We start from the raw sequence: 23,105 nt of genomic DNA, 5'->3' as shown, positions 1-23,105 counted from the left end.
ATATTACGGAATAAAATCCCAAGTTGTGGTCTAACGCACACTTGTTACTCTGCCATTACGGCATCTAACAGTGGATAACGCCCAACCTGACACTCCACCACGAAACCGCTCACCTCGACTTGTGCCACCGTCAGCGGCTTGCTGAACAGATATCCCTGGAACACATGGCACCCCTGGGTCTGCAGTGCGGCCAGCTCGTGAGGCTCCTCCACCCCTTCCGCCATGATCCCCAACCCCAGATTGGTGGCCATGGCCGCAGTCGCCCGGATCACCGGCAGGTTGAGGCCGACCACGAAAGAGCGATCCAGCTTGATCGTATCGATGGGCAGGCGATTGAGATAGGCAAGGGATGAGTAGCCGGTACCAAAATCGTCGATGGCAATCTTGATCCCCAGTTCACTCAAGTCATCGAGAATATCGAGGCACCCCTTCATATCCAGCATAAGCACAGTTTCGGTCAGTTCCAGCGTCAACAGGGAGGCATCCACCCCGTGCAGCTCCAGCTGCTGGCGCACTTGCCCGGGCAGTGCCGACGAGAGCTGGAAACCAGAGAGGTTGACGGAGACTGGCACCCGGTGATGGAGGCGCTTCTTCCAACTGGCCATTTGGGCAAGCGCGGTAGAGAGCACCCAGCTGCCGATCTCGCGGATCAGCCCCATCTCTTCGGCAAGGGGGATAAACTCCACTGGCGAGACATGGCCAAGCACCGGGTTATACCAGCGCAGCAGCGCCTCGTAACCGATCAGACGCCGTTTGGCGACATCGACCTGTGGCTGGTAACAGAGGCTCAGCTCCTGACGACCGATAGCCTTGGCCAGAAACTGCTTGAGATTGAGCTTGCGCTGCAGGGTCTGCTGCATGCTGGGGGTAAAACGCTGCCAGCGCAGCCGCCCCATCTGCTTGGCCTGATACATGGCCATATCGGCGCGGGTGATGAGGTTATCACCATCGTCCGCATCATCGGGATAGATGGCAATGCCGATACTGCCGCCGATGGTTACCTCCGGCAGACCGCTCAGTTGCAGCGGCTTGGTCATCTGGGAGAGCATCTGATCGGCCACATCCTGGGCTCGTTCGCTCTGGTTTCCCAAGGGAACCAACGCGGTAAACTCGTCCCCGCCAAGACGGGCCAGCTCAACATCGCGGGGGCAAATCTGTTTGAGGCGACCGGCAACCCGCTCCAGCAGGCGATCTCCCGCCTTATGGCCGTAGTTGTCGTTGACCAGCTTGAAGTTGTCCAGATCCATGAATACCAGCGCGAAACGCTCCCCCAACCCGCAATAGGCCTCGAGAGATTTCATCAAGCCATAACGGTTGAGCAGGCCGGTCAGGGAGTCATGCCATGCGAGGTGGCGATGCTCCAGCTCCTCGAGTTTGCGATCGGTAATATCGCGCATGGTGAGCAGGATCCGTGCTCCTTGCTGGATATAGCGGAACTGATACTGGAACCAGCGCATCCCCTTGAGGGTTCGGCACTCCCCTTCGGTCACTACTTCATCGAGTCGGGAGAGCTTCTGGTAAAAACTGTCGTCACTACCGGAAAAAACCTGGGAGAGCGTGGCGATCCGGTGACCGAAACACATCTCGAAGTGATAGTTGCCGCTTTCGAACGCGCCATTGCTATCGAACAGGCAGGCCAGGGTATCACCGGTTGCCAGCGAGGACTCCTGATAGAGGGTATCGGAGTCGAGCACCGCCTCGGTCATCATCATCAGACGGCCAGCCAGCTGAATGCCGGAGAGGCGTAGATAGATCTGCTTCTTGACCCCCTTTGGGGAGATAGTCCACCACTCGTTGTAACTTCGCCCCTGCTGAAAATCACCGAGGTAGCGTTGCAACAACAGCGCTATGGCTGTGGCCATATCAGCCGAAAAATCCCTGGAACAGAGCTCGTCAAGGGAGGTGGCCTCCCAGAGAGGAAGTGCTGCGCGGTTTGCCCAGAAAATATGGTGATGTTCGATGTCATACACCCAGATAGGGGTATGCAGAACATCCATTGTCTTCAGTAACCGTTCGTCAAGCGTATTCATCTGGTCAAAATCATTCATGCTGGATGGTCACTGGTGAACCGGAAAACAAATGGGCAAACCGCCGTATGCAGAATGCAAGGTGACAACACCTCTCGGCCACTATTTCTCGCGATGGCCAAAAGCAGATAACTGATTTCAGAAATCAACAACAGGAGAGCCAATCCAGCCACAGAAAAAAGGACTCAGCCAATACTCCTGTCAATCAGAACAAATCCCTCGTTCGTTTTTAACTTTTTTCCCCAGCAAAAACAAGCACTAAGAATTGCACTCTGGATACTTCAAAAAACATTTTTACGATTCACAACAAACACTTATTTACTGACAAGCAAGTCAACTAAAAAAAGTGCCGGCATTTCCCTCGTAAAACTTTCATTTATTAACCAGCGCGTTGAATAAACAGACAAAAAAGAGCAAAACCGGCCCCAAATAGCGACTTAACAAGGAACTTAAATACCTCAAAACCGAATATCTACCTTCACCAGACCGGCATGATGAATATGCGACTGTCATCACATTCACATCGCCGAAAAAAAGAACTGCTCTTGACCAGCGCGATCCTCTTTTTTCCTGAGGTTGGGTCGTATTGTAGTCATACCATGTCGCCTCTCTCTCTTGAGCTAACGGGTGACATCTCGCAACAATGACTGTGGCGCAGAAAATAATCCTCATTCGAGAACAATTGAAAATTTAAACTGGTATCAGTAGAAATCGAATCCAGATCAATTAAACGCTGAATTACCCTTGCCAAGCGATAAGGCTCTTTTTATGGTTGCCCCCTTGTTACACCCAGAACAGCGTTTATGAAGCACATCGAAGAGTTCTACCTGTTCGTCAAGGTGGTGCAAGAGGGAGGATTCTCCCATGCTGCAGCCGCACTGGGCATGCCAACAGGCACCATCAGTCGACGCATTTCCCAGCTGGAAGAGCAACTGGGTTGCTCCCTGCTACATCGCTCTACCCGTAAACTCCGTCTTACCGATGAAGGGCTCAGATACTACGAGCGTCTCTGCACACCGCTTGCACAAATCGAGCAGGCCACCAGCGAGATCCGGGGTAAAGAAGCAGACATCACCGGGCTTATCCGGATAGCCGCGCCGATCGCGCTCTCCAACACCATCCTCATCGATATGCTGGCCGAATTCGGGCTGCACTATCCCGAGGTACAGTTCGATATCACCCAGACCAATGATCACCAGCACCTGTTCGACAATGATCGGGATCTGGTGTTCTTCAACGGTGAGCTGCCCCAGTCGCTGCCCAATGCGATCTGTCTCGGTCATATCGAGTACGGCCTGTTTGCCTCGCCACTCTATCTGACCAAGAAGGGAACCCCCTCCCACCCCAGCCAGCTGGAAGAACATGATCTCATCTACTGCTGGCCACACCAGCACTGGCAACTGACCGACAAGGATGGCCAGAGCGTCTGCATCAAACGCAGCGCCAAACTGACCGTCAACCAGACTCAGGCCGCCGTGCGCGCAGCCCGGCGTCATCTGGGGATAGTCAACGCCCCGCTGCACTATCTGAGCAGCTTCCTCCATGACGAGCAGCTGGTACCGGTACTGACCGACTGGCAGACCGGCAATCGCCCCTTCTACATGTTGTGTTGCCAGCACCAGTTCGCCCCGTTGCGTGTTAAGATGTTCGCTGAATTTGTTGAGAAATACTCCGCACGCTATCGTAACCGGCAATGGGATAACCAATTTTCACAGGGTGACAACCTCCCACATTGCATCTGACTGTTAGCGGGCCACACTTATAGCAATCCTTGCCAACAGAGCCTGCCTAACGCCATGAATGTATTGATATGTGATGACTCCGGGTTCGCCCGCAAACAGCTGGCACGAGCGCTACCGGCTGACTGGAAAGTCGATTTGCACTATGCGGCGAATGGCCTTGAAGGGATCGAACAGGTGCTGATGGGCCATGGGGATCTCATCTTTCTCGATCTCACTATGCCTGAGATGGACGGTTACGGTGTGCTGGAGACCCTGAAACGGGAAGGACTACGCAGCAAGGTTTTCGTGGTCTCCGGAGATATCCAGCCTGAGGCCTATCAGCGGGTCATGGGGCTGGGGGCGCTCGATTTCATCAAGAAGCCCGCCGCCCCAGATACCCTGCTAGCCCTGCTCAAACAACATGGCTTCTGGAGTGCTTCATCGGGTAATCAGCCGAGTGCAGCCGAGCCCTTGCCAAGCGGCGTGGTAGCCGATGCAGGCGTCAAGATCACCCCCGAAATCCGCGATGTCTATCAGGAGCTGGCCAACGTCTCCATGGGTCAGGCCGCCGACTTGCTGGCTCGTCTGCTCAACGCCTTCGTGGTACTGCCCATCCCCAACGTCAACGTGCTGGAAGTATCAGAGTTGCATATGGCCCTCTCGGCCGCTGCGGATTCAGATACCCTCTCCGCCGTCTGTCAGGGGTTTATCGGAGCTGGGATCGCCGGTGAAGCGCTGATCCTGTTCCATGACTCCAGCTTCAAAGATTTGGCCAAGCTGATGAACCATCAGGGGACGCTGGATCGCACCGCCGAACTGGAGCTGTTGATGGATACCGCCAACGTGCTGATCGGCGCCTTCCTACGCGGCTACGCCAACCAGCTCGACACCCCCTTCAGTCAGGGGCACCCGGTGGTGCTCGGCCAGCACAGACCCATCAACGAGCTGATCAACACCAACAAGAGTCGCTGGCGCCGCACGCTCGCCATCGAGATCAACTACCGGATCCAGGATTACGCGGTGCAGTGTGATCTGCTGCTGCTGTTTACCGAAGATTCCATCGCCACCATGAACAACAAAATCATGCACATGCTCTAGGAGTGACTATGGAAATCCGTGAATTTCATTGGCTGATGAACATAGTCCAGAACCTGGACGTAGGCCTGGTAGTGCTCGACAAGGAGTACAAGGTACAGGTGTGGAACGGCTTTATGGAGAGCCACAGCGGCCGACTGGCCAGTGACGTGCGCGATGGCGTACTGTTCGAGCTCTTCCCCGATGTGGACAGAGCCTGGTTCGAGCGCAAGGCCAACATGGTCTTCAAGCTCAACAACCGCGCCTTCAGCACCTGGGAGCAGAAGCCCTATCTGCTACGTTTCTCCAACTATCGCCCCATTACCGGCTCGGCCCCCCATATGTTCCAGAACCTGACGCTGGTGCCACTGGCCGATTTCGGCGGTCAGGTGACCCATATCGCGGTGATGATCTACGACGCTACCGATGAGGCCATGCTGATGAGCGGCCAGCGGCAGGCTTGAGCTTGCAGCAAATAACAGAGGGCGCCGCGGCGCCCTCTTTTATTTCGGTATGAACAGGTCTCGGTATAACCTCTACCTCACCAGCCGTCTCAACGCGCCCCGAGATACTCGGTGAAGGCGTCGATCACCTCTTCAATATCGTCATCGTTGATTTGCAGATGGGTCACCAACCGCAGCTCGCCGTAACCGGAGAAGAGGATCCCCCTCTCCTTCATAAAAGCGAGCAGAGGGGCTGATTCCCCCTCACGCAGCCGCAGGAACACCATATTGCTCTGCACCAGCGAGAGGTCGAGCTCGATGCCCGGCAGTGCAGCCAACCCTTCGGCCAGCCGTTTGGCACGGCGGTGATCATCGGCCAGGCGGGTCACGTGCTGCTCGAGGGCAAACAGACCGGCTTGCGCCAGAATCCCCGCCTGACGCATGCCGCCCCCCAGCATCTTGCGCAGTCGGCGCGCACGGGCGATGAAGTCGTGTCTGCCCACCAGCAGCGAGCCCACCGGTGCGCCCAACCCCTTGGAGAGACAAATCGAGATGCTATCAAATGGAGCGGCGATCACCTCGACCGGGGTCTCGCTGGCCACGGCGGCGTTAAAAAGCCGGGCGCCATCGAGATGAAGCTTCAAGCCGCGCTCGGCAACGAATGCCCCCATCTCCTGCAGATAGGAGAGCGGCAGCACCTTGCCGTTGTGGGTGTTCTCAAGGCAGATCAGGCGAGTCTGGACGAAGTGGGCATCATCAGGGGCCAGCGCAGCCCTGATATCATCGAATGCCAGTGTGCCATCGCGCTGCATCGGCAAGGGTTGCAGGGCTACGGAGCCCAGCACGGCACTCCCCTGCGCTTCATAGCGATAGATGTGAGCGGCGTTGCCGAGGATGGCCCCCTCACCGCGCTGACAGTGGCTCATCACCGCCAACAGATTGGACATGGTGCCGGACGGCACAAACAGCGCCGCCTGTTTGCCCAGCAATCTGGCCCCAAAGGCCTCCAGCGCGTTGACGCCCGGATCTTCACCATAGACATCGTCACCGACTTCGGCGTGGAGCATGGCTTGACGCATGGCGTCAGTAGGCTGGGTGACGGTGTCACTTCGTAAATCGATATAGCGCATGAGATCCCTCCTGAAACAGGAGAGTGACGTTAGCCATGCGCCCCTCGCTTGGCAAGGGGCGCATGAGCAGAATGTGAAGCCAATAGACGTCCGTAGAACCCGCAGGCGGGATTTACCAAGGCAGCGGCTGACCGTTCAGATCCAGTAGCTGGCCCGATTGAGTCAATGATAACCCCTTGATGAGATTGAGCAGTTTCACCGCCACCTCGGCAGGATCCAGCAATTGATCCGCGGGCAACTCGCTCAGAAAGGGGGTATTCATCGGGGAGTCCATCAAGCCGGGCGCAACGGCCACCACCCCTGCTTGCGGGAAACGCTGCGTCCACTCAAGGGCCAGGGTTTTCACCCCCATGTCGAGGGCCGCTTTGCTCATCCGGTAGCTGTAACGTCCCCCCTCCAGATTGGCGGTGATGGAGCCCGCCAGATCGGAGATGGCGCAGAGCCACAGCGGATGGTCATTGCCCATCAACCGGCTGAAACGGGCAGCCAGCGCCAGTGTTGGCCAGGCATTGGCCAGCAGGCTGTCGCACAGCCACTTGGGGTGCACCTCTTCGACCCGCCGCTCCGGCATAAAGCTGACATCGTGCAACACGCCGATGGTATTGATCACAACGGTGGGAAGCGGATCGCAATCGTAGAGGGTAAACAAGGCATCGAACGAGATGGCATCGACATCTGGCAGCGGGAAGAAGTCCTCCATCTCGATCCCTTTGGGATAGTTGCGCCCGGCCAGCAGGAATGACTCCCCCCTTGCCATCAGCTCTCTTGCCAGCGCCGAGCCCAGCGCACCACTTCCGAGGATCAAGTAGCTCATCGCCCATTCCATGGAGACTTATCTTGCTTAGAGCGTATCAGAATAATCAACCGGCCGTGACACGACCAAAGGGTAATATGCTCCTCATCACGCTTCCCCCAGATGGCGGCCAAACTCCCGCGCCAGCGCCAAGTCGAGAAAACCGTCCGCTTTCTTGTGGGTGCGCAAAAACTGGTAGTAGGCGAGCAGGGTGACCAGCGCCTCCTCATCGGGCAGCCCCACCCCGGGTTGCTGCTCGCCCAGCAGTTGCTGCGCCGCAGCCAGCGCCTCCCTGTCCACCACTTCCGCCTGACGGTAGAGATAACCGCATCCGGTCGCCAGCCACTCCAGCGAGCAGTTGGCCCCCATGGCGATCTGGTTGGCCCGCGCCAGGCCAGGCTCGGCCCCCTTCAAATATTTGCGGATCAGCGCTTCACTGAGCCCCACCTTGCGGGCAAAGGCGCTCACGCTCATCTCCCCGATCAGGCTCTGCAAGCGCTCGGCAAATCCTTCCATCCAATTATCTCCCCAACTCTCTTCGGTCAGAACCAAAGTTCGAATCATGCCACTGTCCATTATTGCTTTGCCAGCCACATGGGGCCAAGATGCCCGCAGTCATCCATGTTGCACATCGTTTTCGCATCGCGTTTTTAAAGGAGTCAACCATGTCTGTATCCCGTGTCGCCCTGCATCCGCAAGGCCCCACCTTCTCTCGCCTCATCATGGGTTACTGGCGCCTGATGGAGTGGCAGCTCTCTCCGGCCGCTCTGCTCGATCTGATGAAATATCATCTGGATCTGGGGGTCACCACCATCGATCACGCCGATATCTATGGTGGCTACCAGTGCGAAGAGGCCTTTGGTCACGCCCTACGCCTCGAGCCTTCCCTGCGCAGCCGGATGGAGATCGTCACCAAGTGCGGTATCGCCCTCACCGCCAAGCCGGAGCATGCTCTCAACCACTACAACACCGGCAAGGACCATATCATCGCCAGCGCCGAGGCCTCGCTGCGCAAGCTCGGCACCGACCATCTGGACCTGCTGCTGATCCACCGCCCGGATCCCCTGATGAACGCCGATGATGTGGCCGACGCCTTTATCACCCTGAAACAGGCGGGTAAGATCAAGCACGCCGGGGTATCCAACTTCACCGCCCGTCAGTTCGAGCTACTGCAATCGCGCCTCCCCTTCCCGCTAGTCACCAACCAGCTGGAGATCTCGCCGCTTCATCAGGAAGGGACCCTCGATGGTACCCTGGATCAGTGCCAGCAGCTTGGCATCAAGCCGATGGCCTGGTCATGTCTCGGCGGCGGCCGACTGTTCAGCGATGACGCCTATGCCCCGCTGCGTGCCGAACTGGAGCAGATCCGTCAGGAAGTGGGCGCCCAGACTATCGAGCAGGTGGTCTACGCTTGGGTAATGATGCTGCCAAGCCAGCCGCTGCCATTGATTGGCTCCGGCAAGCGGGAGCGGATTGCCGCCGCCGTGGCCGCCGAATCCATCGAGCTTAACCGCCAGCAGTGGTTCCGCATCCGCAAGGCGGCACTCGGTTACGACGTCCCCTGATCACAGCAAAACATTCAGAAACAAAAACGGCATGGGGGAAACCCATGCCGTTTTTTTATTGCCGAGGTACCTTAGCGGTGGCGCTGTTGCGGGCGACCACGGGGAGCATCTGTCTTCGGTTTGGCCTGGTTGACGGTGATGGTACGGCCACCGACTTCTGTGCCATGCAGACCAGCGATGGCCTTTTCGGCATCACCATTGACCGGCATTTCAATAAAACCAAACCCCTTTGACTGGCCGGTATCGCGGTCGATGATGATATCAACCTTGTCGACCTGTCCAAACTGGCTGAACAGGGTTTTCAGTTCGTCGGCCGTCATCCGGTACGACAGATTTCCTACGTAAATCTTCATGCCATCCACTCTCGATTCAAGGTGCCTTCTCTATGCAATTCCCAGCATAACGGTAAGGGCACAACCCCTATGCCGGACCTGCCATGGCTTCATGCCGTGGCCTTCTCCACACTGTCGTCAAGTGATTGATCTCTTGGGTTAACAGTGCAGACAAGATCAATTCGAGTCACTGGCAGTATCTGAGCTTTGCCGGGAATTGTCGAGAAAATAGTCGACTCAGGCCGATTGCAGATCTGACAACCGTTGCGCCAGCCTCCGGCGACCGTGCCAGGCCCGTTTAAAGCCGAAGCGATAGACAGACGGGCTCACCAGATGGAGCTCCCCCGCCTTGAGATCCAGTAAGGCCATGGCCGCCGCCAGCTCCTCTTCACTCAGCTGCAGATCGAGGCTGAAGTCGAGCCACTGGCCGTCGTGACCCACTCGCCGCTCCCGCTCGAGCGCCACCAGCTGGTTGCGGGGCAGCGCCAGCGCCTCATCCTTGTTGCCATTGAGCAGATAGATATGCTGTTCGTCCCACCCCAGCTCCGCCAGGCGCCAGGGCTGCCAGCTGCGGGGCAGCGAAACCATGATCCCGGTGATGCCACCAAAGACCACGCCCACCCAGTTGAGCAGCGCCATGGCGCCCCAGCCATCCCACAAGGAGGCCGCCACCACGCCCCAACTCACCAGCAACAGCAGAAAAATGACGCAGCGATAGCGAACCGCTGGCGGCATCAACAGCTGCACCTGCGAACCGGCAAGCAAGGATGTAATACGCATGAAAAGCTCCTGTCATCACGAAATGGCGCCATTGTGAATAGCCATCAGGATGCTGACAAGGGGGTTTTCTTTGTCATCCCCCTATAAAATCAATACCATGGCGTAAATGATTCTCAGTGGAACCCGCTTCTTGACCAGCTCGCAACCCTGTGTGCGCTTTTGTGGCGTCGACAAATTCTATGGCGACTTTCAGGCTCTTCATCACATCGATCTCACCATTGAACGGGGAGAGAAGTGGGTCATCTGTGGCCCGTCAGGCTCGGGAAAATCGACCCTGATCCGCACCATCAACGGGCTGGAGGGGATCGACGACGGCCAGCTGTTCCTGTTTGGCGAGCCGGTAACCCCCGCCTACTTGCGCCGCCTGCAAGGTCGGGTCGGCATGGTGTTTCAGCAGTTCAACCTCTTCCCCCATATGACGGTGCTGGAAAACCTGATGGTGGCGCCGGTGCACTCCCTGGGGTTGCGCCCCCAAGAGGCCAAAGCCCGAGCGCTCGGGCTGCTCGAGCGGGTGCGCATTCAGGCGCAGGCCGACAAGTACCCTCACCAGCTCTCCGGCGGCCAGCAGCAGCGGGTCGCCATCGCCCGCTCACTCTGTATGCAACCCGAGCTGATGCTGTTTGACGAGCCCACCTCCGCCCTCGACCCCGAGATGATCCGCGAAGTGCTCGATGTGATCCGCGAGCTGGCTGACGAGGGGATGACCCTGATCTGCGTCACTCACGAGATGGGCTTTGCCCGTCAAGTAGCGGATCGGGTGCTCTTTATGGATGAGGGCAAGATCATCGAGTCGGCCCCGCCCGCCCAGCTGTTCAACGCCCCTCGTCACCCGCGCACCCGGGCCTTTCTCGAACAGGTGCTCAGCTATCATGGCTAGGCTCAATCTTCCCCGCCTGCTCGGCTGGTTGTCGGGCACTGTGATGCTCTCTGTGTTGCTCGGCTGGGCGCTCTATAGCGGCGCTCGCCAGATGGGCTATGAGTGGCAGTGGCCGCGGGTATTGCCCTTTCTCGGCGAATGGGATGAGGGAACCTTTTATGCCGGCCCCCTGCTAAACGGCCTGCTGGTCACTTTGCAGGTGGCGCAGCTCAGTCTGTTGGGCACGATGGCGGTCGGTCTGTGCGTGGTTAGCCTGCGGCTGCTCCCCTCTCGGCTCGGCCCCTGGCTCGCCATCGCCTATCTGGCGCTGGTGCGCACCACGCCCCAGTTGGTGCAGCTCTATATTCTCTATTTCTTGCTGGGCCCCATGCTGGGATTGGCCCCCCTTGCCTGCGCCGTGTTGAGCCTCTCCCTCTATCAGGGGGCCTTCACCGCCGAAGTGCTGCGTGCAGGTGTACAGGCCATTCCCAAAGGACAGTGGGAGGCAGCCCAGTCGCTTGGCTTGTCACGGGCCATCACCCTGCGCAAGGTGATCCTGCCCCAGCTGGTGCGCATCACCTTGCCGCCACTGACCAACGAGCTGGTCTCCCTTATCAAACATTCGGCGCTGGTGAGTGTGATCGCCATCTTCGATCTGACCAACGAAGGGCGTACTCTGGTTGCCGATACGTTTCTGACCTTTGAGGTGTGGTTTACCGTAGCTGCCCTCTATTTGCTGTTAACCCTGACGCTGTCAGCCTGTTCGCGGGCGCTGACCCGTCACCTGAATCCGGATCAACAAGGACGCTAACCATGAATCTGTCATTCAAGACCACCCTGTCGGGCGCTGCCCTGCTACTGACAAGCCTGCTCACTCCGGCACTGGCAGAAACTGCCCCCTCCGACACCCAGGCACAGATCGAGCAGAGCGGTACCCTGCGGGTCGGCATGTCCACCTTCGCCCCCTGGGCGATGCGCGACAAGCAGGGGGCCTTGATCGGTTTCGAGATTGACGTGGCCCGTCGCCTCGCCACAGATAACGGCTGGCAGGTAGAGTTCGTGCCTACCGCCTGGGATGGCATCATCCCCTCCCTGCTGGCGAAAAAATATGACGTCATCATCGGCGGCCTCACCATCACCCCCGAGCGGGAGAAGAGCGTGCGCTTCACCCAGGCCTACTCCCATTCGGGGGTGCAGCTGGCCGCCTCCAGCACCCTGGCCAAAGAGAAGAAAACCGTGGCGGACTTCAACCAGCGCGGGGTGATCCTGGCGGTACGTCGTGGCGCCTCACCGGTACAGGTGGCAAAAGAACACTTCCCCAAGGCCACCCTGCGCCAGTTCGATGACGAGTCACAGGTATTTCAGGAGGTGCTGAACGGCCGCGCCCACGGCGCCCTCTCCTCTTCCCCGAAACCCGAGCAAGAGGCGCTGCGCCACCCGAATGCCCTCTTTATGCCGTTTGCCGAGCCGTTGGCACAAGGCGATGAAGGCTGTGCCCTGCGCAAGGGGGATGATGCCCTGGCTGAGCAGTTCAACGAGTGGATCGCCGCCCGTCAGGCCGATGGCTGGCTCAAGGCGCGCCATGACTACTGGTTCAAGTCGCTGGCGTGGGAAGCACAGGTCGCTAACCCCTGATGCTGATTGCTCTAAAAGAGACCATCCGGCGCATCATCCGTGGGCCATGTCGGAACATCAACTGGCTGGATGGGGCGATCGCCCTGATCCTGCTGCTGGCTGGCCTCTGGCTGGCCAGCCGCCTGCACATAGGGGTGGCCTATCAGTGGCGCTGGCATGAAGCCTTCGACCTGCTGTTCACCCCCGGCCCTCACGGCGAGTTGCCCTACTTTTTCAGCGGTCTGCTCACCACCTTGCGCATCGCCCTGCTCGGCATGGTGCTGGCGCTGCTGCTCGGCACTGCGCTGGGGGTAGCCGCCTTCAGCCGCCGCCCCTGGCTGGTGATGCCCGCGACCCTTTTTATCCAGCTGATCCGCAATCTGCCGCCGCTGGTCTTTATCTTCATCTTCTACTTCTTTATCGCCAACCAGCTGCTGCCTTCGAGCGGCCTCTCCCGCTGGCTCGGCACCGTATCACTCTCCCCGTGGCAAGAGGCGCTGTTTGGCCCACCAGCCCGCTGGGAGAACCTCATCTCAGGCACCCTCTGCGTTGGCATGATCAGCGCAGCCTTCGTCGCCGAGATCGTCCGCGCCGGGCTGGCCGCCATCCCCCGTGGTCAGTGGGAGGCGGCGCAGAGCCTCGGGCTCTCTCCCTGGGTGCGGCTGCGCCATGTGATCCTGCCGCAGGCCATGCTGCTGATGCTGCCCCCACTCACCGGCCAGCTCATCGCGCTGGTGAAGGATACCGCCATCGTTTCCCTTATCTCGGTGCAGGAGCTCACCTTCGTCGGTACCGAGATGGCCAACTCCAGCGGACTGGTCTACGAGATCTGGCTGCTGGTAGCCGCAGCCTATTTATTTATATGTTTGAGTCTGTTCGTATTGCTGAGCCGACTCGAAGCAAGACAAGGAGCACGTACATGCTGACGTCCCTGTTGCTGGCGACTGTATTGCAAGCGGAAGCCATCGGTGGTTATGCCGCCGGTTGCCTGAAAAACGGCGTATCCCTACCCCTTGAAGGGCCGGGTTATCAGGTGATCCGCACCAAGCGGCTGCGCTACTACGGCCACCCCGACCTCATCCACTATCTGCAAGCGCTGGCCAACCAGACCCGCATGGCCGGGCTGCCAGATCTCTACATCGCTGATCTGGCGATGGCCCGGGGCGGCCCCTTTACCTCTGGCCATCGCAGCCATCAGACCGGACTTGATGCCGATATCTGGTTTCGTATGGCCAACCGTCCCATCAGCAAATGGGAGCAGGATGCCCCCAAGGAGTGGGCACTGATCGACGAACCCAGCTACAAGATGTTGCCGGGGCGCTTTGGCCCACAGCAGCTCACCCTGCTGCGGCTTGCGGCCAGCAAACCCGAGGTGGCCCGCATCTTCGTCAATCCGGTGATCAAATCCGCGGTCTGCCAACAGGCTGGTAACGAACCCTGGGTCGCCAAGCTACGCCCCTGGGTGGGCCACTTCAGCCACTTCCACGTGCGGCTGCGCTGCCCGGTGGGCAGCCCCGATTGCGAACCTCAGGCTCCCATTCCGCCCGGCAATGGCTGTGGGGAAGAGCTGGCCTCCTGGCTCAAAGACAAGCCCCAACTGCCCAAGGTCTCCGGCATCAACAAGCGACCCGAGCTACCTGCGCGTTGTGGCAACTGACCCCAAGCTGGTATGGTGGTGCACTCTTGGTCGTGCACCATCCATGGCGCACTATCGACTCGAAATACCAAAGGAGAACAACAAGATGGCCACATCACTCTGGCGCAGAACCACGCAGAGCCTGTTGACCCTGACCCTGCTGCTCGGCCTGACCGGCTGCGGCATGAACAACATTCCGACCCTGGATGAGCAGGTTAAAGCAAGCTGGGGGCAGGTGGAGAACCAGTATCAGCGCCGCGCCGATCTCATTCCCAATCTGGTGGCAACCGTCAAGGGCTACGCCAGCCATGAGCAGGAGACCCTAAAGGCGGTCACCGATGCCCGTGCCCGGGTCGGCAGCGTACAGGTGAGCGATCCTGCCCAGCTCAAGGAGTTTGAAGCGGCGCAGAACCAGCTCTCCAGCGCCCTCTCCCGCCTGATGGTGGTGGTAGAACGCTACCCCGAGCTGAAAGCGGATCAGCAGTTCCTTGCCCTGCAGGCACAGCTGGAAGGAACCGAGAACCGCATCTCGGTGGCTCGCCGCGACTATATCGAGGCGGTGCGCCAGTTCAATACCGAGATCCGCACTTTCCCCGGCGTTATCTGGTCCAAGCTGCTCTACTCGGATCTGGAGGCCAAACCCAGTTTCAGTGCCAAACCCGGTGCCGATGAGGCGCCCAAGGTCAGCTTCCAATGAAGATGATGCTGCGCTGGTTTCTTCCCTGTCTGCTGCTCTGGGCCAGTGCCCTGCAAGCGGCACCGGACTTCCCGACGCTGAGCGGACGGGTGGTGGATGAAGCCAGTCTTATGTCCCGCAAACAGGCCCATCAACTGACCCAACAGCTGGCCGCCTTTGAAAAGCGCAGCGGCATCCAGCTGGTGGTGGTCTCCGTCGACAGCCTCGATGGGGAGACTATCGAGGAGTACGGCTACCAGCTCGGTCGCCACTGGGGGATCGGCCAGAAAGACAAAAACAGTGGCGTGTTGTTGCTGATCGCCCAGGATGAGCGCAAGGTGCGGATCGAGGTGGGATATGGGCTGGAAGGCGCCCTGCCCGACGCCATCGCCGCCAACATCATCCATGGCCGCATCCTGCCCGCCTTCAAGCGCGGCGATATGGTGGCCGGGATCATGGCGGGCAGCCAGAGCATCATGAAGGCACTCGCCGGGGAATATCAGCCGGTCGAGCAGCCAAAGAGTGACAACGGTGGCGGCCCCTGGCTGTTTATTCTGGTGGTGATTGCAATGATCGTGCTCCACAACCTGCGCGGGGGGGGTGGCGGTGGGCCGGGAGGACGACGTCGGTCGACCTACATGGCTGGTGGATTGGGTGCCGGCTCCTTTGGTGGTCGCTCCGGCGGCGGATTCAGCGGTGGCGGCGGCAGTTTTGGCGGCGGCGGAGCTTCCGGTGGCTGGTAACAGGAGTAAAGAGACAAATCATGATTTCTAAACAGTTCTTCCACACGCTTCAGGCCAAGGTGCGCGAAGCGGAGCTAGAGACTGATGCTGAACTGGTCACCGTGCTGGCCCCGGCCAGCGATGGCTATCGCTACATTCCCACCCTCTGGGCGGCGCTGCTGGCGATGCTCACCCCGCTGCTGGTGTTCCAGCTCGGCTTCTGGCTCGGTTGGTACGAAATCCTGCTGGTGCAGTGGTCGGTCTGGCTGCTGCTGAGCCTGCTGTTCCACTGGACCCCCATCAAGATGCGGCTCATCCCGAAGAAGGTTCGCCAGCATCGGGCGGCCCTGATGGCCCGCCTGCAATTTGTCGAACAGGGGCTGCACCGCACCCGCGACCGGCTCGGGGTGCTGATCTTCGTCTCGGCCGCCGAGCACTATGTAGAAATACTGGTGGATGACGGCATCGCCCAGCATATCGACAACGGCCAGTGGCAGGAGATCATCGACGACTTCGTGGCACGAGTGCGCAACAAGGAGATCGAACAGGGTTTTCTGGAGTGCGTAGAGCGCGTTAGCGCCATTCTGACCGATGCCTTCCCGGCCACCCGGGATCAAAACGAGCTGCCGGACAGTCTGATCATCCTCGACAAGCCCTGATCCGGTTTAAAAAACCGGCATTCTGCACAAGGGTTAGGCATTCGGAAAAGATTATGAAAAATAAGGGGAAAAGAGGTTGACCCACACAGTCCTTTCCCCTAAATTACGCCCCGTTCCAGCGCAACAGCGCAGCGAACGAAAATTTGGTGAGGTGTCCGAGTGGCTGAAGGAGCACGCCTGGAAAGTGTGTATACGGCAACGTATCGAGGGTTCGAATCCCTCCCTCACCGCCAAATTAAAAAAACCGACCTCAGGGTCGGTTTTTTGCTTTCCGGAAAACACAAACATCGGTGCCGACAACGGCAACAACGACAAAAACAGGTGAGCACTCTCGCCAGACCATCGCCTGTATGAGCAACACCTCCCCGGCACTTCCCATGGAGCAGCTGGTTGGGCATGGGCTTGCTCATCGCCGTTGTGTCATTAGCCGGCATGCCCCCCTTTTCTAACGCTCAGCGACGGGTACCCAGCAAACCACCCTCAGGGCGATGGTGAGGCATGCCACGTCGGCGTCATCTATCTCCTCAGCATGACAGCTTTATGGCAGCCTGAGCGCTCACCACAAGGTTCTGAGCACAGTTTTCCTGTTATCCTCGGCGCACCAGCACCTTACCGCCTCGCGAGAGGCTGGCACAAAAAAAGGCCGCTCAATGAGCGGCCTTCTTCATAACGGGATCAGCAATCAGCTTTCGCGGCGCTTGCCACCGAATTTGCGATCTTTGTTGAAACCACCTTCGCGGCGATCCTTGTTGAACGGACGGTCACCCTGCGGACGGCGATCCTTGTTGAAAGGACGGTCGCCACGGAACGGACGATCACCGCGCGGCGGACGGCTGCTGGTGTTGCCACCGGCCGGCACCTCGGTGTAGCGAGTGATCTGCAGCGGACGCTGGCAAACACGGGCTTTCTTGATCACTTCCAGCACATCGGCGCTAATGCCCTTGGGCAGGTCAACGGTGGAGAAGTCGTCAGCGATGTCGATGTTGCCGATGAAGCGGCTCTCGATATTCGCTTCGTTGGCGATGGCGCCCACGATCTGGCCCGGCTTGACGCCGTGATGGGCACCCACGTCGACACGGTAGCGCTCCATCTCCACGTCCGGGTTGTCTTTCAGCGGACGCGGCTCCAGGGACGGCATGCGACGGGCCGGACGATCGCCACGGTCACCGAAGTCACGACCGCCGCGATCGTTGAAGTCACGACGCTCGAAGCCACCACGATCGTTGCTGTTGTTGAACAGCGGATCCGGGATGGAGTCATCCAGCAGCAGCGGTTGGTCGCCCTGTACCAGCTTGGCCAGTGCGGCAGCCAGCTCCAGCGGATCGGCAGAATCTTCTTCGATCAGCTCGTTTACCAGGTTGTGGTAGATCTCGAGCTCTTCGCCCATCATGGTTTCGCGGATGCGCTCTTTGAACTTGGCCAGACGATGCTGGTTGATGTCCTCGGTGCTCGGCATCTTCATCGGCTCGATGGCCTGACGGGTTGCGTGCTCGATGGCGCGCAGCATGCGGCGCTCGCGCGGAGCCACGAACAGGATGGCCTCGCCCTTGCGACCGGCACGACCGGTACGGCCGATACGGTGAACGTAGGATTCGGTGTCGTACGGAATGTCGTAGTTCACTACGTGGGTGATACGCTCAACGTCCAGACCACGGGCAACCACGTCGGTGGCGATCAGGATGTCCAGCTGGCCCTGACGCAGCTTGTCAACGGTACGCTCACGCAGCTTCTGCGGGATGTCACCGTGCAGCGCTTCACAGGCGTGGCCACGTGCGGCCAGCTTGCCAGCCAGCTCTTCGGCAGCGTTCTTGGTACGTACGAATACCAGCAGGGCTTCGTAGGATTCCACTTCCAGCAGGCGGGTCATGGCGTCCAGCTTGTGCAGACCGGTTACCTGCCAGTAACGCTGGCGAATAGTGGTAGCGGTAGCAGTCTTGGAGGCGATCTTGATCTCTTTGGGCTGCTTCAGGTGCTTCTGGGCCACGCGACGGATCTGCTCCGGCATGGTGGCAGAGAACAGAGCAACCTGACGAGAGCTCGGGCACTGCTCCATGATCCAGTCCACGTCGTCGATGAAGCCCATACGCAGCATTTCATCAGCTTCGTCCAGTACCAGAGCTTTCAGGCCGGAGAGATCCAAGTTCTTGCGACGGATCAGATCCATCACGCGGCCCGGAGTACCGACGACAACCTGGGCACCACGACGCAGGGCGCGGGTCTGGGTTTCGTAGGAGGCACCACCGTAGATCGGCAGCACGTGGAAATCAGGCATGTGGTGTGCATAGCGTTGGCACGCTTCAGCCACCTGCAGCGCCAGTTCGCGGGTAGGCGCCAGCACCAGGATCTGGGTGTTGCGGTTACCAGCTTCCAGACGAGACAACAGAGGCAAGGCAAAAGCAGCGGTCTTCCCTGTACCGGTTTGCGCCTGCCCCAGCAGATCGTGTCCCGCCATCAGGTGGGGAATTGCTGCGGCCTGGATCGGTGACGGGCGCTCATAGCCCACGTCCTGCAGCGCTTTCAATACAGGCGCGGCCAGTCCAAGCTCACTAAAAAGGGGCAGTTGTTCGGTATCAGACATAGATTCTTCCAGATTAAGGCAGGCGGCTAACACCGCGGAATAGCAAAAAGGCGGCGATTATAGCGCCACTTTGTTCTGCTGTCTTGAAAAATGTGATAAGCCTCTCAAGACGTTGGCAATTATAGAGGGATCTGGCGAGTATGGCTTGCTTATTTTGCACTCATAGTGCGTTATTGCAGATCACTCCTCGCTGGAGTCCTTGCCCCGCTTGTGTTTGAGCACCGCCATGGTCAGTCGGCTGGTGCACAATAAACGCTCACGTTCGTCCCGAATTTCAATCTGCCACACCTGAGTTGTTGCTCCCAGATGGAGCGGCGCGCAACGCCCGGTCACCACCCCTTCCCGTTTGGCCCGCAGATGGTTGGCATTCACCTCCAACCCCACACAGTAGCTATCTGGCCCCACAGCCATATTGGCGGCAATCGATCCCAAGGTTTCCGCCAGCACCACGGATGCGCCGCCATGCAGCATGCCAAGGGGCTGGTGCGTACGGTGATCCACCGGCATGATCGCTTCCAGCCAATCGGAGCCAAAAGCCGTGTAGACGATATCGAGATGGGCCATCAGGGTGTTGCGAGAGGTGGCGTTGAGCCCCTCCAGACTCATGGGTTTACGCCAGATGGGCGCAATATCGTGACTCATTGCGAGCAGACTCCTTATGTAAGCGATGAATGCGTACCGATATGAGTGAAACGCCCTCCATCGACAAAATGGTTCGGTTATATGAGTTGTTGGTTACCGGGTGACATGTTAACAACGCAGCCCCGACTCGGAACTGCGTGTTACACAATCATGCCCTTAAGCGGGATGTCACCAGGGGTAGGTAACGCCGGGCCACTCAGCCCAGGGCACTTCTCGCCCCGGCAAGCGGGGGTCTGGCCACTGCCACACCTTGGCGAGCCAGTCGCGCAGCTGAATCTCCAGCTCCTCATCCGTGATTGGCGCCTCGGCCACCTTCCAGAAGAAGAGCTCCACCGCTACCTCAGGCAACACCGAGGGGTAGAGATAAACCCCGCCCCAGAATTGCGGCTCCCGATCCGGGCTCCAGAGGCCATAGGCAAAGGAGCGCTTGGCCAGAAACTCCGACTGCTGCCACTCCAGATCCCCTTCGTGCTGGCTCAGGCTGAAGTTGGCGGAGGGCCAGATATCATTCGGGCGAAACAGCTGATGGAGCTGCTCACGCTCGCGCAGGATGGCGACAAACTCCACCACCGCCTGAGCGGGGGCGGCGGGTAATAGCAAGAAACGCGGGTGCCGATAGGCCTTCGGCACCCGAAACCGCTTGGGAAACGTCAGCATCAGAGCAGCTCCAGCAGGGCTTGCAATGGATGTTTGAGCTTTTCCCCCTCCATCCGCTTGACCTGACTGCGGCACGAATAGCCGGTCGCCAGACAGCGCGCTTTGGGTAGACGGGCTAGCGGGTCAGCCCAGCTCAACCCATAAATGCCCTTGGAGTTCTCCACCTGTTTGACGTCGTGACCATAGGTGCCCGCCATACCGCAGCAACCCACAGAGACTGGCTGCAAGCTGGCCCCGAAGCGGCCAAACAGGGTGCTCCAGTCGCCGTGAGTGGAGGGCTTGGCGGTCTTCTCGGTGCAGTGGGCAAAGAGATACCAGGGCTCGCCCCCCTCCTCGCTCTTGGTCTTGTCAGTGCGAGCAGGCAGTTGATCTGCCGGCAGCGAGAGCAGCCACTCCTGCGGCAACAACACCTGAAAATCACCGCGGGCCGACCCCAGCGCCTTGGCATACTCGTCGCGATAGCAGAGCACCATGGCCGGATCCACCCCCACCATGGGAATGCCAAGCGCCGCCACCTTGTTGAGGAACTGGGCGCTGTTGGCCGCTGTACGGGCAAAGGCGCGCAGGAACCCCTTGATATGCTGGGGTTTACCGTTGGGTTTAAAGGGCAGCAAGTAGGGCTGGAAGCCGAGCTTGCTGGCGAGTTTCACCAGGTCGCGCACCACAGGGGCGTCGTAATAACTGGTGAAGGGATCCTGCACGATGAGCACCACCTGCTTGCGCTGCTCGACGCTCATCCGCTCCAGTCCCGGCAGATCAAAATAGCGGGCACGGTTATCGTGCAGGCTCTCGGCAAGGGTCGGCACTGAGAGCAGCGGCACATCCACCATGCCGATGCTCTTCTCGGTCGCCTTCTGGGCCCACTCTTTTTCGAGGAAAAAGTTGACCAGCTTCGGCGCCTTGGCAAGCAACGGCGCATAGCTCTCCACCGTGCCGACGAAGTAATCCTTGGGGGCGCGCAGGTAGCGGCCATGATAAAGCTGCATAAAGCGGGCGCGAAAATCGGGCACATCCACCTTGATCGGGCACTGGCTGGTGCACGCCTTGCAGGCCAGACAGCCAGCCATCGCCTCCATCACCTCGTGGGAGAAGTCATACTCGCCGCGCTGTTTGGCCCAGCTGTTGCGCACCTTGTCCACCAGCTGTTTGAAGCGCACACCACCGGATTGCAGTGCCACCTCTTCCGCCAACGGATCCAAACCCTGCTCCGCCAACTGACGCAACCATTCACGCATCAGGCCCGCCCGCCCCTTGGGGGAGTGGCGGCGATCGCGGCTGATCTTGACCGAGGGGCACATGGGGGAGTCGGTCTCGAAGGTGAAGCAGAGACCGTTGCCGTTGCAATCCATGGCGCGGGTGTAGCTGGTGCGCACCGCGAGCGGGATCTGGCGGTCATACTTGCCGCGCTTGGGGCCATCCACCGACACCAGCTCGGCGCCGCTACCGTAGGGGATACATATCTTGCCCGGGTTGATGCGGTTGGCCGGGTCGAACGCCCCCTTGACCCGCTGCAACTCTTCCCACAGCTCGCCAAAGAAGGCGGGGCTGTATTCGGAGCGAAAGCCCTTGCCATGTTCCCCCCACATCAAGCCGCCATATTTGGCGGTGAGCGCTACCACCTGATCGGAGATGCGCCGCAGCAGCACCTCCTGCTCGGGATCGCACAAGTCGAGCGCCGGGCGCACGTGCAGCACACCGGCATCGACGTGGCCGAACATGCCGTAGTCGAGGCCGTGGGCGTCCAGCAGGGCACGAAACTCCATGATGAAATCGGCCAGTGACTCTGGCGGCACGGCGGTATCTTCGGTGAAGGCCACCGGCTTCTTGCGTCCTTCAGCGTTGCCCAGCAGCCCCACCGACTTCTTGCGCATGGCGTAGATGGTCTCGATGCTCGGCAGGTGGTCACACACCTGATAGCCGATGATTCCCGCCTCCCCCTTGGCCAACAGGTCGTCGATACGGCGGCAGAGCTCCGCCACCTTGGCCTTGTGTTCTGCCTCGTCGGTATCGGCAAACTCGACAATGTTGAGTCCCTGCAGATCCTTGCCGGGCACGTCCTGAATAAGTTCTTTGACCGAATGCCAGATGATGTCGGCGCGGGCCAACCCGAGCACCCGGGAATCCACCGTCTCCACCGACAGCGCTTGGGCTTCAACCATAAAGGGGGCGTTGCGCAGGGCGGAGGGGAAGCTGTCGTACTTGACGTTGACCAGAGTGCGATAACGCGGGATGGGAGTGATATTGAGTTTGGCTTCGGTGATAAAGCCGAGAGACCCTTCAGATCCGCACAGCACCCGGCTCACATCCAGCGTGTCGGTATCGGGTTGATAGAGGTGCTTGAGATCGTAACCGGTCAGAAAGCGGTTGAGCTTGGGGAAGGTCGCCTCAATGTCGGCGCGGCGCTCCTTGCCGATGCGATAGAGGGTGCGATAGATCTCCCCTTCCCGACTCTCCAGCGCCAGCTTGTCGGCCAGTCGCTCACCGGTCAGCGGCTCGGTCGCCATGATGTCACCGTTCTCCAGCACCGCTTTGAGCCCCAGCACGTGATCCGAGGTTTTGCCGTAGACCAGAGACCCCTGCCCCGAGGCATCTGTGTTGATCATGCCCCCTAAGGTGGCGCGGTTGGAGGTGGAGAGATCCGGCGAGAAGAAGTAGCCGTGGGGTTTCAAGTAGGCGTTGAGCTGGTCTTTCACCACCCCGGCCTGGGCGCGTACCCACCCCTCCTCCAGATTAATTTCCATGATCTGGTTCATATAACGGGAGAGATCGACGATAATGCCGCCGCCCAATGACTGACCATTGGTGCCGGTACCGCCACCACGAGGGAAAAAGCTCAGGGAGGCGAACGCCGGCTCTGCGGCCAGCTTGAGCATTGCTGCTATGTCGTCCGCACTGCGCGGATAGAGAACCGCCTGAGGTACTACCTGATAGACGCTGTTATCCGTCGCCATCGCCAACCGGCTTGCATAAGACTTTTCGATATCACCACGAAATGCGCTGCGCTCTAGCAACTCAAGAAACTGCAGGGTTGCGGGTGACAAACTGTCCTGGTAATCGAGTCTCGGGATCATGAATCCTTGTTCCCATCCTTTGCTTGATGCCGGCACGCCGGCGACAACGACTGGCCAGCCGCCTGTCAATGGCAGTCAGGCCAGTCCGCTCACATGTGAGCGGGCAGTATATCAGCTAGAAAACCGCTT

General features: G+C 59.3%; 22 protein-coding genes and 1 tRNA gene. 13 read left to right on the top strand and 10 right to left on the bottom strand.

Annotated elements, in window-relative coordinates; translation table 11 throughout:
• Window positions 1-44: 44 nt before the first annotated feature.
• Entirely contained in the window at window positions 45-1,997 is a 1,953-nt protein-coding gene (locus I6L44_RS04255) for a bifunctional diguanylate cyclase/phosphodiesterase (protein WP_216954354.1), read from the bottom strand.
• Window positions 1,998-2,830: 833 nt separating this feature from the next.
• Between I6L44_RS04255 and I6L44_RS04250 the strand changes: the two genes are divergently transcribed.
• From I6L44_RS04250 to I6L44_RS04240, 3 genes are read left to right on the top strand one after another with little or no spacing between them, the layout of a single operon-like run.
• Complete coding sequence (locus I6L44_RS04250; RefSeq protein WP_216953384.1) at window positions 2,831-3,769, top strand: LysR family transcriptional regulator; 939 nt, start codon at window positions 2,831-2,833, stop codon at window positions 3,767-3,769.
• 54 nt (window positions 3,770-3,823) lie between these two features.
• Window positions 3,824-4,846, top strand: a complete 1,023-nt coding sequence (locus I6L44_RS04245) for a response regulator (protein WP_103251765.1) — start codon at window positions 3,824-3,826, stop codon at window positions 4,844-4,846.
• Between the two features lie 8 nt (window positions 4,847-4,854).
• Window positions 4,855-5,286 (top strand): PAS domain-containing protein, encoded by a 432-nt coding sequence (locus I6L44_RS04240; protein ID WP_005337175.1) that lies wholly within the window; start codon window positions 4,855-4,857, stop codon window positions 5,284-5,286.
• A gap of 89 nt (window positions 5,287-5,375) precedes the next feature.
• Here the strand turns inward: I6L44_RS04240 and ltaE are convergent, their stop codons facing one another.
• The 3 genes from ltaE to I6L44_RS04225 form a co-directional block, all read right to left on the bottom strand.
• Window positions 5,376-6,395, bottom strand: a complete 1,020-nt coding sequence (gene ltaE, locus I6L44_RS04235; protein WP_216953383.1) for a low-specificity L-threonine aldolase — start codon at window positions 6,393-6,395, stop codon at window positions 5,376-5,378.
• Window positions 6,396-6,507: 112 nt separating this feature from the next.
• On the bottom strand, window positions 6,508-7,209 hold the full coding sequence (locus tag I6L44_RS04230; RefSeq protein WP_216953382.1) for a short-chain dehydrogenase: 702 nt from the start codon (window positions 7,207-7,209) through the stop codon (window positions 6,508-6,510).
• 87 nt (window positions 7,210-7,296) lie between these two features.
• Entirely contained in the window at window positions 7,297-7,704 is a 408-nt protein-coding gene (locus I6L44_RS04225) for a helix-turn-helix transcriptional regulator (RefSeq protein WP_033137628.1), read from the bottom strand.
• 149 nt (window positions 7,705-7,853) lie between these two features.
• Here I6L44_RS04225 and I6L44_RS04220 point away from each other — a divergent pair, with 149 nt between their 5' ends.
• A complete protein-coding gene (locus tag I6L44_RS04220; RefSeq protein WP_216953381.1) occupies window positions 7,854-8,753 on the top strand; it encodes an aldo/keto reductase family oxidoreductase in 900 nt (299 codons plus the stop codon).
• A 71-nt stretch (window positions 8,754-8,824) separates the two neighbouring features.
• Here the strand turns inward: I6L44_RS04220 and I6L44_RS04215 are convergent, their stop codons facing one another.
• Window positions 8,825-9,073, bottom strand: a complete 249-nt coding sequence (locus tag I6L44_RS04215; RefSeq protein ID WP_013723828.1) for an RNA-binding protein — start codon at window positions 9,071-9,073, stop codon at window positions 8,825-8,827.
• A gap of 249 nt (window positions 9,074-9,322) precedes the next feature.
• Complete coding sequence (locus I6L44_RS04210) at window positions 9,323-9,865, bottom strand: hypothetical protein (RefSeq protein ID WP_216953380.1); 543 nt, start codon at window positions 9,863-9,865, stop codon at window positions 9,323-9,325.
• A gap of 106 nt (window positions 9,866-9,971) precedes the next feature.
• Here I6L44_RS04210 and I6L44_RS04205 point away from each other — a divergent pair, with 106 nt between their 5' ends.
• From I6L44_RS04205 to I6L44_RS04165, 9 genes are all read left to right on the top strand, one after another.
• On the top strand, window positions 9,972-10,742 hold the full coding sequence (locus I6L44_RS04205) for an amino acid ABC transporter ATP-binding protein (protein ID WP_167556658.1): 771 nt from the start codon (window positions 9,972-9,974) through the stop codon (window positions 10,740-10,742).
• Window positions 10,735-11,532, top strand: coding sequence for an amino acid ABC transporter permease (locus I6L44_RS04200; RefSeq protein WP_216953379.1), 798 nt, complete (start codon window positions 10,735-10,737; stop codon window positions 11,530-11,532). Before I6L44_RS04205 ends, I6L44_RS04200 begins: the two co-directional genes overlap by 8 nt.
• Before the next feature lie 2 nt (window positions 11,533-11,534).
• Entirely contained in the window at window positions 11,535-12,356 is an 822-nt protein-coding gene (locus I6L44_RS04195; RefSeq protein ID WP_216953378.1) for a transporter substrate-binding domain-containing protein, read from the top strand.
• Complete coding sequence (locus I6L44_RS04190) at window positions 12,356-13,261, top strand: amino acid ABC transporter permease (RefSeq protein ID WP_100646116.1); 906 nt, start codon at window positions 12,356-12,358, stop codon at window positions 13,259-13,261. The genes I6L44_RS04195 and I6L44_RS04190 overlap by 1 nt, the downstream gene beginning before the upstream one ends.
• Entirely contained in the window at window positions 13,255-13,992 is a 738-nt protein-coding gene (mepA, locus tag I6L44_RS04185; RefSeq protein ID WP_005359850.1) for a penicillin-insensitive murein endopeptidase, read from the top strand. Before I6L44_RS04190 ends, mepA begins: the two co-directional genes overlap by 7 nt.
• Before the next feature lie 85 nt (window positions 13,993-14,077).
• Window positions 14,078-14,668, top strand: coding sequence for a LemA family protein (locus I6L44_RS04180; protein ID WP_005346564.1), 591 nt, complete (start codon window positions 14,078-14,080; stop codon window positions 14,666-14,668).
• Complete coding sequence (locus I6L44_RS04175; protein WP_216950602.1) at window positions 14,665-15,390, top strand: YgcG family protein; 726 nt, start codon at window positions 14,665-14,667, stop codon at window positions 15,388-15,390. Before I6L44_RS04180 ends, I6L44_RS04175 begins: the two co-directional genes overlap by 4 nt.
• A gap of 20 nt (window positions 15,391-15,410) precedes the next feature.
• A complete protein-coding gene (locus tag I6L44_RS04170; RefSeq protein ID WP_005337196.1) occupies window positions 15,411-16,028 on the top strand; it encodes a TPM domain-containing protein in 618 nt (205 codons plus the stop codon).
• A 145-nt stretch (window positions 16,029-16,173) separates the two neighbouring features.
• Window positions 16,174-16,261: transfer RNA gene (locus I6L44_RS04165), tRNA-Ser, on the top strand.
• A gap of 449 nt (window positions 16,262-16,710) precedes the next feature.
• Here I6L44_RS04165 and I6L44_RS04160 read toward each other — a convergent pair.
• The 4 genes from I6L44_RS04160 to I6L44_RS04145 form a co-directional block, all read right to left on the bottom strand.
• On the bottom strand, window positions 16,711-18,606 hold the full coding sequence (locus tag I6L44_RS04160) for a DEAD/DEAH box helicase (protein WP_199258754.1): 1,896 nt from the start codon (window positions 18,604-18,606) through the stop codon (window positions 16,711-16,713).
• Between the two features lie 180 nt (window positions 18,607-18,786).
• The gene (locus I6L44_RS04155; RefSeq protein ID WP_216953377.1) at window positions 18,787-19,248 is read right to left on the bottom strand and encodes a hotdog fold thioesterase; all 462 of its coding nucleotides are present in this window, start codon (window positions 19,246-19,248) and stop codon (window positions 18,787-18,789) included.
• Window positions 19,249-19,416: 168 nt separating this feature from the next.
• Window positions 19,417-19,905, bottom strand: coding sequence for a hypothetical protein (locus tag I6L44_RS04150; RefSeq protein ID WP_216953376.1), 489 nt, complete (start codon window positions 19,903-19,905; stop codon window positions 19,417-19,419).
• Window positions 19,905-22,976: an FAD-binding and (Fe-S)-binding domain-containing protein gene (locus I6L44_RS04145; RefSeq protein ID WP_216953375.1), complete on the bottom strand. Its 3,072-nt coding sequence runs from the start codon at window positions 22,974-22,976 to the stop codon at window positions 19,905-19,907. The genes I6L44_RS04150 and I6L44_RS04145 overlap by 1 nt, the downstream gene beginning before the upstream one ends.
• Window positions 22,977-23,105: the final 129 nt, after the last annotated feature.

It is taken from the genome of Aeromonas sp. FDAARGOS 1414, assembly GCF_019047065.1.
Classification (GTDB): Bacteria; Pseudomonadota; Gammaproteobacteria; order Enterobacterales; family Aeromonadaceae; genus Aeromonas; species Aeromonas veronii_A.
This window is presented reverse-complemented; position numbering and strand designations above follow the sequence as displayed.